The organism is Prochlorococcus marinus str. MIT 9313, from assembly GCF_000011485.1.
Lineage (GTDB): Bacteria > Cyanobacteriota > Cyanobacteriia > PCC-6307 > Cyanobiaceae > Prochlorococcus > Prochlorococcus marinus_D.
The window spans coordinates 632,465-647,757 of record NC_005071.1 but is presented as its reverse complement, the minus strand read 5'-3'; the positions used below and the strand labels follow the sequence as shown (position 1 = coordinate 647,757).

General features: G+C 52.8%; 13 protein-coding genes. 12 read left to right on the top strand and 1 reads right to left on the bottom strand.

Annotated elements, in window-relative coordinates; translation table 11 throughout:
* Window positions 1–35 precede the first annotated feature (35 nt).
* From AKG35_RS03095 to AKG35_RS03050, 11 genes are all read left to right on the top strand, one after another.
* Entirely contained in the window at window positions 36–830 is a 795-nt protein-coding gene (locus AKG35_RS03095) for a phycocyanobilin:ferredoxin oxidoreductase (protein WP_011129969.1), read from the top strand.
* Window positions 831–850: 20 nt separating this feature from the next.
* Window positions 851–1,735 carry an HlyD family efflux transporter periplasmic adaptor subunit gene (locus AKG35_RS03090; protein WP_011129968.1) on the top strand — a complete coding sequence of 295 codons (885 nt, stop codon included), beginning with the start codon at window positions 851–853 and terminating at the stop codon, window positions 1,733–1,735.
* Window positions 1,735–2,904, top strand: coding sequence for an ABC transporter permease DevC (devC, locus tag AKG35_RS03085; RefSeq protein WP_011129967.1), 1,170 nt, complete (start codon window positions 1,735–1,737; stop codon window positions 2,902–2,904). The genes AKG35_RS03090 and devC overlap by 1 nt, the downstream gene beginning before the upstream one ends.
* Window positions 2,905–2,946: 42 nt before the next feature.
* Entirely contained in the window at window positions 2,947–3,636 is a 690-nt protein-coding gene (locus tag AKG35_RS03080) for a DevA family ABC transporter ATP-binding protein (RefSeq protein WP_011129966.1), read from the top strand.
* 37 nt (window positions 3,637–3,673) lie between these two features.
* A complete protein-coding gene (locus AKG35_RS13290; RefSeq protein ID WP_011129965.1) occupies window positions 3,674–3,829 on the top strand; it encodes a hypothetical protein in 156 nt (51 codons plus the stop codon).
* 101 nt (window positions 3,830–3,930) lie between these two features.
* The gene (locus tag AKG35_RS03075; protein ID WP_197524596.1) at window positions 3,931–4,863 is read left to right on the top strand and encodes a glycosyltransferase family 2 protein; all 933 of its coding nucleotides are present in this window, start codon (window positions 3,931–3,933) and stop codon (window positions 4,861–4,863) included.
* 140 nt (window positions 4,864–5,003) lie between these two features.
* Entirely contained in the window at window positions 5,004–5,723 is a 720-nt protein-coding gene (gene rpsB / locus AKG35_RS03070) for a 30S ribosomal protein S2 (protein WP_011129963.1), read from the top strand.
* Window positions 5,724–5,805: 82 nt separating this feature from the next.
* On the top strand, window positions 5,806–6,462 hold the full coding sequence (tsf, locus tag AKG35_RS03065) for a translation elongation factor Ts (protein WP_011129962.1): 657 nt from the start codon (window positions 5,806–5,808) through the stop codon (window positions 6,460–6,462).
* A gap of 23 nt (window positions 6,463–6,485) precedes the next feature.
* Complete coding sequence (locus AKG35_RS03060) at window positions 6,486–7,697, top strand: hypothetical protein (RefSeq protein ID WP_011129961.1); 1,212 nt, start codon at window positions 6,486–6,488, stop codon at window positions 7,695–7,697.
* Window positions 7,646–10,186 (top strand): ATP-dependent DNA helicase RecG, encoded by a 2,541-nt coding sequence (gene recG / locus AKG35_RS03055; protein ID WP_011129960.1) that lies wholly within the window; start codon window positions 7,646–7,648, stop codon window positions 10,184–10,186. Before AKG35_RS03060 ends, recG begins: the two co-directional genes overlap by 52 nt.
* A 324-nt stretch (window positions 10,187–10,510) precedes the next feature.
* Window positions 10,511–11,269: a M15 family metallopeptidase gene (locus AKG35_RS03050; protein WP_197524595.1), complete on the top strand. Its 759-nt coding sequence runs from the start codon at window positions 10,511–10,513 to the stop codon at window positions 11,267–11,269.
* On the opposite strand, the gene AKG35_RS03045 is transcribed toward AKG35_RS03050, so the two are convergent.
* Complete coding sequence (locus AKG35_RS03045; RefSeq protein WP_011129958.1) at window positions 11,224–13,020, bottom strand: NADPH-dependent assimilatory sulfite reductase hemoprotein subunit; 1,797 nt, start codon at window positions 13,018–13,020, stop codon at window positions 11,224–11,226. The two genes, AKG35_RS03050 and AKG35_RS03045, sit on opposite strands and share 46 nt — an antisense overlap.
* A 96-nt stretch (window positions 13,021–13,116) precedes the next feature.
* Here AKG35_RS03045 and glyS point away from each other — a divergent pair, with 96 nt between their 5' ends.
* Entirely contained in the window at window positions 13,117–15,282 is a 2,166-nt protein-coding gene (glyS, locus tag AKG35_RS03040) for a glycine--tRNA ligase subunit beta (RefSeq protein WP_011129957.1), read from the top strand.
* Window positions 15,283–15,293 lie beyond the last annotated feature (11 nt).

Below are 15,293 nucleotides of genomic sequence, written 5' to 3'. Positions count from 1 at the left end.
TCTTTAGAGCCCAGTGTTGAAGACTGGGTTTAGGGGTGGAGCGTGTCAGAGGTGCATGTCAAAGTCCCATTCTGATCCTTCTTGCCATCGTGCTGCCTTTTCCCTCCACAAGCGGCCCGGCAATTCATCCGTTAATCGAGTCTTTGGCAGCGCGGATCAGGCAGCGCAGAGCGCAGTTACCTGAGCTCAGTCCATTTGCACTGGATTCAGTGATGGAGTCAATCAGCGGCCAGCTTGATGGAGAGGAGCTGCTGATTAGCAATGAATTGCATCGTTGTAGGGGGATGCGCAAGTTGCATTTGGAGATAGCAAGGCTGGGAGGGGGACTGCAAGTACTCCATTGCGTCTTCTTTCCCGATCCTCGCTTTGATCTACCAATTTTTGGAGCCGATATTGTTGCTGGTCCTGCCGGTATTTCGGCGGCCATCGTGGATCTTTCGCCTGTAGGCCTAACAATGCCAGAGGCCCTACTCCATGGCCTTGAGTCACTGCCCATTCCTGCGTTTCAACAGGTGAGGGAATTGCCTGAATGGGGATCCATCTTCTCGCCGTTTGTCCAGTTCATCCGTCCAGCTAGTAGCCAAGAGGAAAGCTGGTTCGTGGATTTGGCAGATGGCTATCTCAAAGCTCTTATCTCTAGCGTCATTGACGCGACTCCCGATGCTTCTGATGCGGCATCTACGATCCAAAGGCATAAGAGCCAACTCTCCTATTGCATCCAACAGAAACGCAACGACAAGACACGTGGAGTGCTGGAGAAGGCCTTCAATCCTCAATGGGCGGATCGATACATCGAGGAGATCTTGTTCGAGGATCCACCTCCCCTTTAAGCAGCAAAACCTGGAGATGGTTGATAACCGGAGGAATCTGCCTTGTTGTAGCTATTGGTGTCTGGAGCCTTACGCGTCGGCCTGAGACACCTCAAGAAAGTGCTGTGCTAGTTCCAGCTGCCAGACCAATTGAAGCTGTTGCAGCCTTGGGGCAACTTGAGCCCGCTGGTGATGTCCGTCGCTTGGCCGCCCCTGCTAGCGGGTTTGGTGGCACTCCACGGGTTGCCAAGCTCAGTGTTCGTGAAGGTGATGCGGTTAAGCGTGGTCAGGTTCTAGCAGAGTTCGACAACCGACCTAAAACTTTTGCTGATCTGGCAGCTGTCCAAGCTCGACTGGAGACCCTCGAGGTTCAGTTGCGAATGCAACAGCGGGAGGTCACTCGTTATCAAAAAGCTGCCCTGGTTGGAGCTTCATCTCTGGTGGATTTGGAGGAAAAACAGGAAGAACTCGTCAAAATCGATGGCCAACGTCGGGAGGCTTTGGCTGAAATCAGCGGACTTGAGGCTGATCTCGCTGATAGTCAATTGAAGTCTCCCCTCGATGGTGTGGTGTTAAGGGTGCACACTCGCGTCGGGGAGCGTCCAGGTAGTGATGGCGTGATGGAAGTTGGCGCCAATCAGACCATGGAAGCCTTGATCGAAGTTTATGAGTCAGATGTGAATCGAGTGAATGTTGGACAAGTTGTTCGCTTAACCAGTGAAAACGGTGGATTCGATGGAACTTTGATGGGTCGTGTGGAACGCATTAGCCCCCAGGTTCGTCAGCGCAATGTGCTCTCAACTGATCCAACTGGTGATGCAGATGCCCGCGTAGTTGAAGTTCGGGTCAGTCTTGACCAGAACTCAGCTGCTCGGGTGAGAAGTCTCGCGGGGATGAAGGTGATCGCTCGCTTTCAGCCCTCGTGATGTCTGGCTTTTGGCAACGGCGGAGGATCCCTCTGGCTTGGTTGCTACTGAGTCGTCAACCTTTACGGCTTTTGGTTGCTCTGGCAGGAATCTGCTTCGCCGGAATCCTGATGTTCATGCAATTGGGTTTCCGAGATGGTTTGTTCGATGCCAGTGTCACCGTGCATCGTCTCTTTGATGCTGACCTGGTGTTGATGAGCCCTCGCTCGATGAGCTCGATCAGCATGAGTGGATTCCCAAGGCGTCGGTTGGTGCAATCCATGGCACATCCAGATGTCCAGGGCATCACGCCTGTGAACTGGAATTTTTTGCTTTGGAGAAATCCGCAAACCCTCACGACCCGACAGATTCTTGCCTTAGGTTTTGAACCGGGGGATTCGCTGTTCACAGATCCTGAGCTTGCGGCCAAGGCAAAAGCGCTCACAAGTCGTGGTCGTGTTTTGTTTGATCAGCGTTCTCGAAATGAATTCGGACCTATTGCCAAGTGGTTTGATGAGGGCCGAACTGTTGAGACTGAGCTCGCCGGAAAAAGGGTTCGGGTAGCGGGATTAGTCAGCCTGGGGCCATCGTTTGGAGCTGACGGCAATCTGCTCACCAGCAGGGAAACATTCCTTGAGCTGTTACCCAGCAATCCGCCTGGAAGCATTGAAATCGGTTTGCTAAGGCTGCGACCAGGAGCAGATCCAGATGCTGTGGTTCGATCTCTCACGGCGAGCTTGCCCAACGATGTGAAGGTCTTTACCAAACAGGCTTTCATTGAGTTTGAGAAGAATTACTGGCGAAGCAGTACTTCCATTGGCTTCATTTTCAGCCTCGGTGCAGCAATGGGTTTTGTTGTGGGGTGTGTGATTGTCTATCAAATCCTCTACACCGATGTCAGCGATCATCTGCCTGAGTACGCCACTCTGATGGCGATGGGTTATCGCTTGAAGACTCTTCTAGGCGTGGTAGCTCGCGAAGGGATCTTCCTGGCAGTGATGGGATATGTGCCGGCCTATGCCGCCGGCCAGGCCCTATACGCCTTGGTACGCAGTTCGACAAAACTGCCTGTGGCAATGGATCTTCCGCGTGCCGTGCTTGTTTTCAGCCTGATCCTGGCGATGTGCATGGGCTCAGCGGTGCTGGCGATGCGCCGATTGGTCGATGCCGACCCTGCAGAGATTTTCTGATGGGTCTGTTCTCTTTCAATCATTCGATCAGAAGACATCGCCATGAATGAAAAGCTCATGGTTGAAGTTCAGGGTCTCAGCCACTGGTTTGGCATTGGTGCAATGCGACGTCAGGTGTTGCAGTCCATTTCTCTGCAAATAGCGCCTGGAGAGGTGGTGTTGCTCAGCGGGCCTTCAGGCTGTGGCAAAACCACCCTGCTCACTTTGATCGGAGCGCTCCGCACAGTTCAAGAAGGAGATGTATGCGTGTTCGGCCATCAGTTACGGGGATCAGATCGTCGCCTTCGCCAACAGCTTCGCTGTCATATCGGCATGATTATTCAAGGCCACAATCTTTTGCGGTGTCTCACAGCTGAACAGAACGTGCAGATGGGAGCTGATTTGTTGCCAGGTCTGTCTTATCGGGCTCGCCGTGATCAGGCTCGCTATTGGTTGCGGGCTGTGGGGCTAGACGATCACCTCAGCAAACTGCCCCATGATCTTTCTGGCGGCCAAAAACAACGAGTCGCAATTGCACGTGCGCTGGCGGCTCAACCTCAGCTATTGCTAGCCGATGAACCCACAGCAGCCCTCGATAGCGTCACAGGAAGGGAAGTAGTAGAGCTGCTTCAACGATTGGCCCGAGAACAGTCTTGTGCGGTGTTAATGGTGACCCATGATCCCCGCATTGTTGATATCGCGGATCGATTGGTGCAGATGGAAGATGGTCGCCTGATCTCCTCTCTTGGTTAGGTTGGTTACAGATCTCTAGTTTGGAAGTTTTAACAGCATGGCCAAGCGCAGAAACCTCAAGAAAGAAAAGCAAGAGCGGAATCGCTCCTATGCCCGCAAATTCAAGAAGCGCAAGCTACGCAATGACGGCCGAGGTGAGGGAGCTGGTAATGGTGTAACCGGAACTGCCAACAACGGTGGTGCTGCCGACTAATCCCATCGACAGACTTTTTAAATCAAGAGATGGGGGCATTGATGGGCCCCCTTTTTTCATGTCTCTAGGCTGTTGCTTGCCAGCAGCAGATGTGGTTGCGAATGTTCGCAAGCGTCGTGATACCCACCTACAACCGTCGATCGATCCTTGAGAAGTGTCTGTTGGCTCTCGAGCAACAGATCCTTTTCTCTGAGCTAGATGGTTATGAGGTGGTCGTTGTGGATGACGGCTCCACGGATGGCACACCGAGCTGGCTGAGGGATGAGGCGTCTCGCTTTCCACATGTGCGCGTGGTGGAGCAAGAGCATGGGGGCCCGGCAGAGGGGCGTAATCGCGGGGTAGATAATTCCCGAGGTGATCTAATTGTTTTTATCGATAGTGATCTCGTTGTCACCGAGTCGTTTCTCGCCTGTCATGCGAGAGCTTTGCAAAAAAGTTGGCAGCAACGCGGTGATCGACTTTCTTTCACCTATGGCGCGGTGATCAACACGGCAAATTTCGAGCAGCCCACTACAGAACCTCACAAATTCCAGGACAACTCATGGGCTTACTTCGCGACAGGCAATGTGGCCATTGATCGAGAGGTACTTGAACGTTCTGGACTATTCGATACCAATTTCCGTCTGTATGGCTGGGAGGATCTAGAGCTGGGGGAACGACTTCGACAGATGGGTGTTGAGTTGGTGAAATGTCCCGAAGCAATTGGTTATCACTGGCATCCTGCCCTGCGTCTTGAGCAAGTTCCTGACCTGATCAGAGTTGAGCGGGAGCGGGCCAAAATGGGCCTGATCTTTTATCGCAAGCACCCGACTCGACGGGTGCGTTTCATCATCCAATTCACCTGGCTTCATCGGTTGTTATGGGAGTTGCTTACGCTCGGTGGATTACTTAATGAGCGCAGCCTCAGGCCTTTACTTGGCTGGTTGATTCGCAACGGTCATCAAGGTTTAGCAATGGAGCTCTTGCGTTTACCCCTAAACCGAATCGGGGTACGCGCTCTCTTCAAAGAAGCAGCACTAACAGGGCTGCGCTGAGCTGTCGCTTTGATAAATTTCAATGGTTCTTTCATTCCGCACACCTGTCCGTTTCGGGTGATGAATGAGTCGACCCATGCCTTTTGGCTGAATCGTCTCGCATACCTGGCAGGTGGAGGCGAACCCGAAACCTAAAACCTATGGCTGTTGTCACGCTTTCAGAAATGATGGAGGCGGGCGCCCACTTTGGGCATCAAACCCGTCGCTGGAATCCCAAGATGTCGCGCTACATCTATTGTGCGCGTAATGGAGTCCATATCATTGACCTAGTGCAGACCGCGATCTGCATGAACAATGCCTACAAATGGACTCGTTCTTCCGCCCGAAGTGGAAAGCGATTCCTTTTTGTTGGTACCAAAAAGCAGGCCTCTGAAGTGGTGGCGTTGGAAGCCACTCGCTGCGGAGCTTCCTATGTGAATCAACGTTGGCTTGGTGGCATGCTCACCAACTGGACCACGATGAAGGCTCGAATTGATCGATTGAAGGATCTGGAGCGGATGGAATCCAGTGGTGCTATTGCCATGCGACCCAAGAAAGAAGCTTCCGTTTTGCGTCGCGAACTTGAGCGACTGCAGAAGTACCTCGGTGGTCTCAAAGGGATGAGACGGTTGCCTGATGTCGTGGTGCTAGTTGATCAACGCCGTGAAACCAACGCTGTGCTTGAAGCCCGCAAGTTGGACATTCCCTTGGTGTCCATGCTTGACACCAATTGCGATCCTGACCTTTGCGAGGTCCCGATCCCTTGTAATGACGATGCCGTTCGTTCTGTGCAGCTTGTGCTGGGCCGACTGGCTGATGCCATCAACGAAGGCCGTCATGGCACTAATGACCAAAGAGGTGCTGACGACAGCGACGATTGAGTCCATTTACAGCGCTAAGTTCTCGCCGCCGTCCTCCTCATCTGGTCGGCTGCATCCCTAATACTCCTCACCCCGATTACCAATGGCGGACGTATCAGCCAAAATTGTCAAGGACCTGCGCGACAAGACCGGCGCGGGAATGATGGACTGCAAGAAAGCCCTTGCAGAGAGTGACGGAGATATGGTCAAGGCGAGCGAATGGCTGCGTCAGAAGGGTATTGCCAGTGCAGAGAAGAAATCTTCTCGCATTGCTGCTGAAGGTGCCATTGGTACTTACATCCACACCGGAGCCAGGGTCGGGGTACTTCTTGAGTTGAACTGCGAAACTGATTTTGTTGCTCGTGGTGATTTGTTCCAAGGGCTTTTAAAGGATGTCGCTATGCAAGTGGCGGCCTGCCCGAATGTTGAATACGTGAGCACAGAAGAGATTCCTGTTGATGTCGTTGAAAAGGAAAAATCTATTGAGATGGGTCGCGATGATCTTTCTGGCAAGCCTGAACAGATCAAGGCAAAGATCGTTGAAGGACGAATTGGCAAGCGCCTTAAGGAACTGGTCTTGCTTGAGCAACCCTTTATCCGTGACAGCTCCATGACGGTTGCGGAACTCGTCAAGCAAGTTGCTGGCAAGATTGGAGAGAACATCAAGGTTCGCCGCTTCACCCGCTACACCCTTGGGGAGGGGATTGAAGTCGACCAGACTGATTTCGCTACAGAAGTAGCGTCCATGAAGACTGCTTAATTTTGGCTGCGGAGAAGTAGAGATTGCAACGCTTCGAGCCCGATCAGCAGATTGCCTCACTAAAAAAGCAGAGTCAGCGCTTGTCGCTGACTCTGTACCACGATTTAGCTCTCTACCTGCAATTATTACGGAGGGAACTGCTTAATGTTGTCCGTCAAGCCCTGTTCCTGTTGATAACTGATCGGGATCAGAATCGTCTGAGTGGGCTTTCGGACAAAACAAGGGCAGCTTTTCAAGATCAGGTTGAGCAATTGGTCTGTCATTGCTGTTCCTTATTGACTGTCGAGCAGTTGATGGATCTGGTTCGCCAGATGGAACGTGAACGCCAGAGAAAGAGCGATCAAAACAGGCGTGAGCTGTTGTTGGCTTTTCGTTCTGAACAGGACTCCATGCAAGAAGCTGAGGGGTCCATTCACCTAAGCCTTGATCCTCCACTCGAGCATCCTGATCGTCTCGGCAGCATGTTGACTTTTGATCATGATCCCCAAAACGCAGGCTTAAGCGCAGGGTTGGCTAGTCATGAGGATGTCGTTGAGCCTGATTTAGGCAAGGATGATCAGGCTCAACTTGACTCTCAGGAGTTGGAGTTGGCCTCAGAGGACTCAGAACCGATTGGCGGGCAGAAGGGTGATCTTGATGTGCTTCGCTCTCTCTTTGTCATGGCTGGAGAGACCATGGCTACAGAGAATGTCTTGACTAGTGAATTCAGCGATTTGCAGCCTGGTGACAACACCCTGCTTCACAGTGGTCTTGATGAGGAGCAGGTTTTTTTGCCCGTTAGCCCCCTTGAACTAGCACGTTGGCTGGAATCTCTTGATCGTGCCCTCGCTCGTAGATTGCGCAATCTTTCCCATGCTCTCAACGTGGAAATGTTGCGAGCCGGAATTGTCAACAGCCTCTTACCAATCAGCTTGCTTGATGCTGTGTTGAATGGTCAGTTGGAATCTGAACCTGTGGCATCCAATTTGCTGAGATTACGCGTACCGGTATCAACTAATCCAATGGTCTTAGAGGGCATGGAGATCATTTGCGTTCTTCTGCGCCCATCCGAAATGGAGTTTGACGACCCGCGTTTGCGACGTTGTCGGGCTCAACTCAAGCGACATCGCCATACCTTGCTCAAAATGGTTCGACAACAGCGGCACTGGCAACGTCGCGCCATGGCTCAGGAGGTAAAGCAACAGTGGTGGCAGAGCCCTTCCGCCAATCCTCCAACCAGTCCACCCAAGGTCTGAGTAGGGATCAGTTGCAGCATCTACTCAGCTGGATGCGCATCCTGCAGCAAGCATTAACCCTGGAGGCTGAGAACGGTTTTAAGAATCTTGAGGGGCGTCAGGAGAATTTTCATGCATTCTTGGTGCGTCAGTTAGCAGAACCACCCTCTGGATTGCTGCCGACTAAAAGTCAGGCTCGTCTCAGCCAACTAGCTGAAGCCTTTGCGAGTTATCCAGACAGCTCTGAATCGGCGCGACGTCGATTGGTGACGGACTCAAGACAGCTTCTACATGGCATACGCCAGGGATTGGAACCACCAACGCCAATAGGCCCTCCAAGACTCAAGAAGAGGGGAGCTGAAAGGCAACGACAGATGCCTTTACCTAGTGGGAACCGCTCTCTGACGTTGGAAAGCCCACTGTCAGAGGTGAAAGGAATCGGCCCAAAACTTGCTGAACGCTTGGCCGGGCTTGGATTACTGCTCGTCAAAGATTTGCTGCAGTACTACCCCAGGGACTATGTGGATTATTCCTCGCTGCGGCGTATCCAGGCCCTAGAGGCAGGGGAGGCGGCCACGATTGTGGCCACAGTGAGGCGTTGTCATGGCTTCACCAGTCCACGCAACCCAAATTTGTCCATTCTTGAGCTGCAGCTTCAAGACCCAACTGGTCGGCTCAAAGTGAGGAGATTTTTCGCTGGTCGGCGTTTCAGCAGCCCTGCTTACCTCAAAAGCCAGTCACGCCTTTACCCGCCTGGAGTCACTGTGGCCGTAAGTGGATTGGTCAAAGGGGGGCCTTACGGCATGAGTTTTCAAGACCCTTTGATTGAGGTCATGGAGAGTCCGCATTCGCCGTTGCGATCGCAAAGCATTGGCCGGTTGTTGCCTGTGTATGCCCTCACTGAAGGCCTTACGGCTGACCGTTTTCGTGATCTTGTACTGCAGATTTTACCTTTGGCAGCAAGTTGGCCTGAATCCCTGCCTGAACAACGTCGTCAGGTATTGCGTTTACCCAGAAGAAGCGATGCCTTGGTCGCAATTCATCATCCAGACGATCAGCAGACATTGCAGTCTGCTCGACGTCGATTGGTCTTTGACGAGTTTCTTCTATTGCAGTTGGGGTTGTTGAAACGGCGAGCAGAGCTGCGCAGATGTTCTGCTCCTGTATTGCAGACGGCAGGGCGGCGAGATGGCCTTGTGGCTCGCTTCCTGGAGCTTTTGCCATTCCCTCTCACAGCAGCTCAACAGCGTGTGTTGACGGAGATCGAAGCTGACCTGGTGCTCTCGGAACCAATGGCTCGCCTCATTCAGGGAGATGTTGGTAGTGGCAAGACGGTTGTCGCCATAGCAGCCCTGCTCACAGCAGTAGAGGCCGGCTGGCAAGGCGCTTTCATGGCACCCACTGAGGTCCTTGCCGAGCAGCACTACCGCACATTGTGTTGTTGGTTGCCTCAGTTGCATGTCAGCGTCGAGTTACTTACGGGGGCAACCACTCGTATACGTCGCCGTCAGATCCTTGATGATCTCGTCAATGGATCCTTGAAAATACTGGTAGGCACCCATGCCTTAATCGAAGATCCTGTTGCCTTTTCAAGACTGGGTCTGGTGGTGGTTGACGAACAGCATCGCTTTGGAGTGAAGCAGCGCAACAGATTGTTGAACAAGGGGCTTCAGCCTCATCTTTTGACGATGACAGCAACACCCATTCCTCGCACACTGGCACTTTCGCTGCATGGGGATTTGGATGTGAGTCAGATCGATGAATTACCTCCCGGTCGTACCCCCATTCAAACTCAGATGATTAGGGGCTGCGACCGCGATCAGGCCTATCAACTCATCCGTGATCAAGTGTCTCGTGGCCAGCGCGCTTATGTGGTGTTACCGCTGATCGAGGACTCCGAGAAACTTGATTTGCGTTCAGCAGTTAAGGTTCACGCCCATTTATCAGAGCAAGTGTTTGAGGAGTTCACGGTTGGATTACTGCATGGACGTTTGAGTAGCTCAGAGAAGCAGGGCGTGATTCAATCCTTCGCAGCGGGTGATTGCCAGGTGCTGGTCTCTACCACTGTGGTGGAGGTAGGCGTGGATGTACCTCAAGCAAGTGTGATGGTGATCGACCACGCGGATCGCTTTGGGCTAGCCCAATTGCATCAACTGCGAGGTCGTGTGGGACGTGGCGCAGCGGCGTCCCATTGCGTACTGATCAATGACAGCACAAACCCATTAGCAAGGCAGCGACTTGAAGTCCTTGTGCGCTCCAGTGATGGCTTTGAGATTGCTGAGATTGACTTACGCTTGCGAGGGCCAGGGCAGGTGCTTGGCACCAAACAGTCTGGATTGCCTGATTTGGCCCTGGCCAGCCTGGCGGATGATGGGGCCGTGCTTGAAGAGGCTCGTGATGAGGCTCAAAGACTGCTCAGCGAAGATCCAAACCTGACTGACCACTCTCGGCTCAAGGAGTTGCTGGAGGCACAGTGGCAGCATCTGAGCGGAACAGCCCATCTGAATTGAGTCCATTGATTTTTCCACACACTTGAGACTCGTTTGAGTCTTAATACTCAGAAATCACGAGTCGATGTGCTTTCTGCTACATCGGTTGCCGGCCTAGCTTCTGCTGCAGTCATTGTCGTTAGTGCCTAATTTTTGGGGCTAGTGCCGCAAAGGCACTGTGCTGAAGGCGATCTCACTGAATAGCTGGCAATAATTTTTTTGATTGTTTGATTTTCAACTGTTTGTCAAGGTTTTACTTGCTTGATGTTCGTTCGCTGTACCAATTTCCAATCTCGGAGCATCAACGAGATTTGCTTTGTGGAAAACTAGGTTGTCGCTGTGGAAATGTTGTCGGCGCGAACTTTTTTCCGGCTGCGCCCTTGGAGTGATTGGCCCATTCGTGATTGCGGGGAATCCCTTAATCAAATACCTCTTTCGTTGCCCCGATTGGAGCCACATCCCTATGCATCCTTAGGTGCCCCCTATGGTGTAGATGCTGATCCCTTTCGGCTGCGTCAGGGTGTGATTGATCGGCTGCTGAGGGCTCAAGATGAGCTGCAGCAAGAGCATCCAGAACTTTGTCTTGCCATTTTTGATGCCTGGCGACCGATTCCTGTTCAAGCTTTTATGGTCGAACATGCCATCGCTAAGGAGTGCCGCAAACGCAAACTGAAGCGCGACGACCTTAGTCAGGCCGAGGAGCTGCAAAGGGTCATTGATGATGTTGGCAGGTTTTGGGCTCCGCCCAGCCTCGATCCTTGTACTCCACCTCCTCATAGCACTGGAGCTGCCGTGGATCTCACCCTTGCTGATTGCCACGGAACAGCTCTGAATATGGGTGGCGAGATCGATGCTATTGGCAACATTTCAGAACCGGATCACTACCGCGAAGCTGCGCTCGATCAACCTCAATCAGAGGCTTACCTCTGGCACCACAGGCGCCAATCTTTAGCAGAGGCCATGGGTAAAGCTGGGTTTTCTCAGCACCCGAATGAATGGTGGCATTTCAGCTATGGAGATCAACTCTGGGCGTGGAGAACGGGTGTCGCAGAAGCAATCTATGGAGCCTGTCCATTACCAGACAGCAAACCAAGGACGGCTTGATCGCCAAGTTTGTTGACATGATCTCCGAGGCTGCGTCGACCACCAGCTTGCTTCCAGCTCAGCAATAGGGGCTCAAGCGTGCTCTCGAGTTGATCGAGGGGCATCCGCTGTAAATAGGGTTTGGCAAGACGTTGCAGATTTGGGGTGCCTCCCAGCCAGAGTTGATATTGATCGACACCACTTCCCACTAGAGCAAGCTCAGCCATATAGGGCCGAGCGCATCCATTAGGACAACCTGTCATGCGGATCAGGATTGATTTAGTAATTTCAAGACGTCGCAGCTGAGCATCAATTCGCTCAAGCAAGGCAGGCAGCGTTCTCTCTGCTTCGGTTACCGCCAGACCACATAAGGGCAACGCAGGGCAAGCCATTGCATGCCGTGCCAGCATCGCAGGAGCCTCTGGGGCGCGGATGCCTAGAGCGGCTAGACCTTTGCGCACACTAGATCGTTGTGACGTCCCGATATTGCAGAGCAATAGATCCTGATTCGGTGTTAGCCGAATTTCAAGTTGAAAGGTCTCTACCAGTTGGCGGAGTCCTTTCTTTAGATCTCCTTCCAAGCGACCAGAGAGCAGTGGCAAACCAACAAACCATTGGCCAACGCTTTGCTGATGCCAGCCCAGATAGTCCTCAAGTTTGCTCTTTGGTTCAGGCCTTAACGCTTTGATTGGATGAAGGAAGTATTTGCTCTTGAGTTCCTGTTTAAACCAGCTGATCCCATGATCATTGAGAAGATATTTCATGCGGGCATGACGCCTTGTCTTTCGGTCTCCGTAGTCGCGTTGCAAGGCCAAAATCGACTGCACCAAATCCAATACATGCTCTGCAGCCACATAGCCAAGAGGATCAGCTGTGCGGGCGAATGTCTGTTCATTGTTGTGGGTTCGACCCATGCCGCCACCCACATAGACATTGCAACCCTTGATTTCACCGTTTGCAGCAGTAAAGACAACTAGACCGATGTCATTGGTAAGTAAATCAACTGAGTTATCGCCTGGCACGGTGACGGCGCACTTAAATTTGCGCGGCAAGTAGGTCGTGCCATAGAGAGGTTCCTTGGCATCTCCACTGAAGACGTTGCCCTGATGCTGGCGGGTACGAACTTTTTTCACTCGCCTGGAGGGGCGGATGCGGTAGGTCGCATTTCCATTCACCCATAGGTCCAGATAGGACCCCTCCGCTGCCGTTGGGCTGAGAACATCGGCGATTTCATTGGCAAGTTGTCGGGCAGCTGGATAACCACCTTTCTCATAGGGAGCTGCTGGTGCCATAACGTTGCGAGTGATATCACCACAAGCCGCCAGGGTTGATCCCATTGATCGGATGATTGTGCTGATAACTTCCCGCAGGTCCTCCTTGCGGACCCCATGAATCTGGAACGCCTGGCGGGTAGTGGCCCGCAGGCTCCCATTGCCAAGGCGATTGGACAGATCATCTAAGGCTAAAAACAATGCTGGTGGAATACGTCCGCCAGGGCTGCGCAGACGCAGCATCATTTGCCAGTCCTTACCCGCACCTTTCTGGCGGTTATCTCGGTTGTCCTGTTGATAGCTTCCGTGGAATTTGAGCAGCTGTACGGCGTCGTTGCTGAAGTGATCACTGCTGTTCTCAAGTTCAGCAGCCAGGGGGTCTAGTAAGTAGCAGCTGTCAGCCTTGAATTGTTCAAATTTGCTCTGCTCTGCTCCACTGGCGAGACAAGCTGCGAACTTGAGATCTGCCGCTTGGCCAGATGTTGTCTGCCCTTCGGTCACGGCGTCAAAATTTTCCTAATACACCGTAGCGAAATGCACACGACCTGTTGAGCTGCTCCCTTCAATACAGTTGGGCGGTCTTGATTGCTCGCCTCCGTGTCGACCCTTCTAGTGGAGATTGGGACTGAGGAGCTGCCAGCTGATTTTGCCCGGCTTGCCTTACCCCAACTGGAGCAGATGGTAAGTCGTGACTTGCAAGGTCTACGTCTTAGCTACGGCATGCTCCAATGCACGAGTACGCCAAGGCGACTTGTCGTGCTGGTTGAAAACTTGGCCAGCGCTACTGCTGATCTAGAAGAAGTACGCAAGGGTCCACCGGCTGGCCAAGCTTTCAAAAATGGTGTGCCAACCCAGGCAGCCGCTGGCTTTGCCAAACGCTGTGGGCTGAAAGCAGAGGATCTCGAGATTCGGGAGACCCCGAAGGGACCTTTTGTGTTTGCAACCGTGCTTGAGCATGGGCGTTCTGCAATGGAACTACTAACAGACCAGATCCCTGAGTGGATAGGTAGCCTTCAAGGCCGACGTTTCATGCGCTGGGGCGAAGGTGAAAGGCGTTTCTCTCGTCCGATTCGTTGGCTTGTGGCCCTGCTCGATGAGCAGATCATCCCTGTTTGCCTTGACGGCAGCGACCCAGAGATTTGTGCAGCGAACCTGAGTCGAGGCCATCGACTTCACGATCAAGCTGTCATCATTCCTTCTGCAGAAAGTTACGTACAAACCCTCGCCAAGGTTGGTGTAGAGGTCGATCGGCAAAAACGTGGCACCTTGATCCGTCATGCAATTGATACGGCTGCTGCTGGTCTTGAAGCATGCCCTAATTGTCCTGATGATCTTTTCGAAGAGCTCACCGACCTAGTGGAAGCACCTCTGCTTTTAGAGGGAACCTTCGCCAAGTCATATCTAGATCTACCCGCTGAAGTGCTCAGCACCGTAATGAGAGTGCATCAGCGCTATGTGCCCCTTTACCGTCTTGATGCTGTCAATGACCCTCTTGCTCTCGATGCCAAGAGCAGTCTTCTGCCCAGATTCCTTTGCATCAGCAATGGGCTCGCGAAGGCAAGCGATCCTGTAAGACGAGGCAATGAGCGGGTGCTCAAAGCCAGGCTGGCTGATGCAGAATTCTTTGTCGAAGCCGATCGCTCTTTAGCCAGCATCGAGCGGCGCAAAAAGCTAGCGCATGTGACCTTTGCCGAGGGCCTTGGTTCTCTGCTCGATCGAGTTGAGCGCATGGAATGGCTCACTGATGTGCTTGTTGAGCTGCTGGATCTTTCTGCTGAAATTTCTGTACAAGTGCGTCGAGCCGTCCATCTCTGTAAACACGATCTGGTTAGTCAGATGGTGGGCGAATTTCCAGAGCTACAGGGCGTGATGGGAGCGAAATATTTGTTAGCGGAAGGAGAGCCTCGAGAAGTAGCCCTTGCCGTTTTGGAGCATTACCTGCCACGTGGGGCAGGGGATGCTTTGCCCGAGTCAGAGTCGGGAGCAGTGCTTGCCCTGGCCGATCGCCTGGAATTGCTGCTCAGCATCTATGCCAAGGGTGACCGTCCTAGTGGCTCCTCAGACCCCTATGCCTTGCGCAGGGCCGGCAACGGTCTTTTGCAAATCCTTTGGTCGAAGGGTTGGCGACTGAATCTGCTCGCCTTATTGCAACGAGCGACGAACCATTGGAGCAAGCTCCTACCGCATCTCAATGTCACACCATCCGCCTTGGCGGCAGAGCTTGGTGAGTTTCTTCGCCAGCGGATGCTCAGCCTGCTGGAGGAGGCAGGAACCGATATTGATCTGGCCCAAGCGGTTGCTGGCGAAACAGTTTTGATCGATCGTCTTCTTTCTGACCCTGCAGATGCGCGACTGCGAGTGGATCTGCTCGTGAGGATGCGCCGCACGGGTAAGTTGCTGGCGGTTCAGGCTGTTGTTACCAGAGCAGCACGCTTAGCAGAGAAAGGGGACCTACCAGCAACCGTACTGAGTGCGGCTGAGGTCGTTGATCCTGGTTTGTTTGAAAAGCCTAGTGAGTTGGAGATGTTGAAAGTGCTCAATGCTCTTGAACCAATCACCAAGGATTCCTCAAGTGAACGCTACCGCCATTTAGCAGATGGCCTGATTGCTGGCTCGGAAGCTCTCGCAGCTTTTTTTGATGGTGATCAGAGTGTGATGGTCATGAGTGAAGATCTCGCTGTACGCGCAAACCGTCTCAATCTGCTTAGCCTTTTGCGCAACCAAGCTGGTGTGCTGGCCGATTTCAGCCAAATCAGCGGCTAAAAGTGGTTATT